We start from the raw sequence: 2,957 nt of genomic DNA on the forward strand, positions 1-2,957 counted from the left end.
AACTGGCGGTTCCACCGCATCCGGGCCATCGCGGTGGCGGTGGTCTCCTCGTGCCGGCTCCGGCCCGCGTCACCGGCGAGCACGTCCAGCAGCAGGACCAGGCCGTGTGTGCCGCCCAGGTGGTAGGTGGAGGGGTTGCCCGCCTCCATGGACTGCACCGCCCGCAGTTCGGCGCGCGCCAGGTCACGGTCCTCCTCCAGCAGCGCGCAGAAGGCGCGGGCCAGCCCCAGGCTCAGCGGCTCCTCCTGCGAACCCGCGCCGTCCCACTCGGTGAACGCCGCCAGGGACGCCTCCATCGCCGGCCGGTCCGCGCGGTGCGCCTCCAGGGTGGCCTGCGCCATCAGCACGTACCGCACGACGGGTGCCAGCCGCAGCCGCCGCGCCACCGACAGGCAGTCCGCCGCGGCCGACCGTGCGGCCGCGTGGTCCCCGCGCAGCACCGCGTCCAGGACGAGGATCCCGTCCACCGTGTGCACGATGTTCACCGAGCCCAGCCGCAGCGCCTCCTCGCGGGCCGCCAGCAGACCGGAGGTGTCGCCCTCGGCGAGCCAGGCGTTGCCGCTCATACGGGTGGCCGCGTACATGCGCTGCAGGGGAAGCCGGTGCCGCTCGGCGGTCTCGAGGGCCTGCCGGAGCATGTCGGCGGACTCCTCGGGGTCCCGCTCGCGGGCGACGGTGGCCAGCAGCTCCCGCGCCTGACAGGCGACGACCGGCAGGCCGTGCCGCTCGGCGGTGTCGGCCGCGGAGCGGGCCAGCTTCTCCGCGTGCTGGGTGCGGTCCGGACCCGGGGTGTCCAGGGCGAGGTAGGCGGCCGTGACGTCGACGGCCGCGGCCGTCGCCTCGTCCGGTGCCCCCGCCAGAACCTCCCGTGCCCTGGCGACCTGCCGGTTGCCGTCGCTCCACCGGCCCGCCGTGTGGGCCACCTTGGCCAGCCGGGCGTGCAGCGTGGCCAGCCGTACCGCGTTCAGCCCTGCCCCGCCCAGCACGTGCAGGTCCTCGGCCAGGTCGAAGGCGCGGGCGAAGTCACCGGCCTCCGCGAGCGCGGGCAGCAGGTCCTCCAGCACCGAGGCCCGGGCCTGCGGATCACCGGCCTCGGCCAGCAGCTCCTCGGCCCGGCTGAGCAGGGTCACCGCCGAGCCCAGGGCACCCGCCGCCAGGGCCCGCCCGCCGGCGTCCGCGTACAGGAGCCCCGCCTCCACCCGGTCCCCGGCCTCGCAGCGCAGCCCGGCCGCCAGCGCGCACCAGTCGCCCCCGAGGCCCGGGTGCAGTTCCTCGACGGCCCGCGCGCCGCGCCGTGCCAGCTCCGCCCGCTGACCCGGCGTCATCTGGGTGAACAGGGCCTCGACGGTGGGGGAGTGGCGGAAGGAGTACCAGTCGGGGGCGGGCTCGTCGGGGATGACCAGCCGGGCGGCGACGCCCGCGTGCAGATGGCTGAGCAGCGTCCGGTCGTCGACGCCCGTCATGTGCTGCAGCACGGTGAGCGGGAAGCGGCGGCCCAGCACCGCGGCGGCCGACAGCAGCGTCAGGCCCTGCGCGCCCAGCCGGTCGATGCGGCGCAGGATGCCCCGGGCCAGCGTGGAGGACACATCCCGCCGCAGATCGCCGACCGTGCGCCAGCCGTCGGCACCCTGCACCAGGGTGCCCGCCCCGATCATGGACTGCAGCAGCTCCTCGACCAGGTAGGGACTGCCCGCACCGTCCTCCCACAGGCGGTCCGGGACCGCCTGTGGCACCTCGTGGGGGCCGTCCACCCCCAGGTGCGCCGCCGTCATCTCCTCCACCTGGGGCCGGGTCAGCGGCGGGAGTTCGGTGAGGGTGGCGGAGCCCCGGCGGCGGGCGGCCTGCGCCAGGTCCAGCGCGTCGCTGAAGTCGGTCCGCACGGTGGCCAGCAGCAGTACCGGCGTGTACTCCAGGTTGTCCACCAGGTACTCGAGGACGCCGAGGGTCTCTGGGTCGGCGTCGTGCAGGTCCTCCAGCAGGAGCAACTGCCCCTGCCCGCGCCCCGCGGCCAGCAGCAGCCGCAGTACCGCCTCGCCCAGGATCACCATGGAGGTGCTCTCCCGCTCCCCGGTGTCCCACTCCGGTATCAGCCGCCCCAGGACCGGCCGGTACGGGCCGAGGGCCGCGTCGTCCAGGGGTTCGCCGCCGCGGAACAGCGGCATCAGTGCCTCGGTCAGCGGACGGAACGGCACCGCGGGGCCGGTGGTGCTGCTGCGGCCGCGCAGTACCCGCATCCCGGAGCCGAGCGCGCCGCCCACGGCCTCCGCCGCGAGCCGCGACTTGCCCACCCCGGCCTCACCGACCAGGAAGACGACACCACCCCGTCCCTGTCGTGCCTCGGCCAGGGCACCGTCGAGAAGGCTGAGTTGAGGGTCCCGCCCGACGAGGGAAGGCGCATGGGAACGCATGAACGCAGATGATAATCAGGATGTCGGGATTCGGGGCAGACCGCATCGGAGTCGTCACCCGCCGTGAAGCCGTCCGCCCCGCACGGGAACGGCCCTCTGCCGGGGCGGAAACGGGAGGTCTCGGCGGACGGACCGCGGCGCGGGCCCGTCCGCCGGGCCCGCGCCCTCGCGCGACGTGATGACGGCACGGATCAGCTCGGCGCGGAGACCGAGGTGTCCAGCGAGGTCAGCGTGACGACGATGCCGCTGGTCAGCACCATCCCGGCCAGCACCCGGGCGCGGGCGCAGGCGCGGTTGCGGCCGGTGAGCGTGATCCCGCCCGCCGCGTCCTGCTCCTCGGCGGCGGGCGCGGCGCAGTCGGCGGCGGTGGTGTTCACGTGCTGGTCCATGAGTGATCCCCTTCTGATGTCCGTACGGCGGGTACGGGGCTGGAGGCGGACGTGCCTTGCTTCTGCGGTGCGTTGTTTCCGCGGTGCGTTGTTTCTGCGGTGCCTTGCCGGTCAGTGGCCGGGATGGGACAGGAGCAGGACGGACGGGACGGTGCCGGGG

Annotated in this window: 2 protein-coding genes; both read right to left on the bottom strand. The window is 75.0% G+C overall.

The genetic code is table 11. From position 1 onward, the window contains the following. Nucleotides 1-2,408, bottom strand: a 2,408-nt coding sequence (locus tag B9S61_RS14410; protein WP_103542617.1) for an AAA family ATPase, incomplete at its 3' end; no start/stop codon positions are given. 191 nt (nt 2,409-2,599) lie between these two features. Next, on the bottom strand, nt 2,600-2,797 hold the full coding sequence (locus tag B9S61_RS14415) for a hypothetical protein (protein WP_103542618.1): 198 nt from the start codon (nt 2,795-2,797) through the stop codon (nt 2,600-2,602). Between the last annotated feature and the right edge of the window lie 160 nt (nt 2,798-2,957).

Source organism: Streptomyces sp. SM1, assembly GCF_002910825.1.
GTDB classification, from domain to species: domain Bacteria; phylum Actinomycetota; class Actinomycetes; order Streptomycetales; family Streptomycetaceae; genus Streptomyces; species Streptomyces okerensis.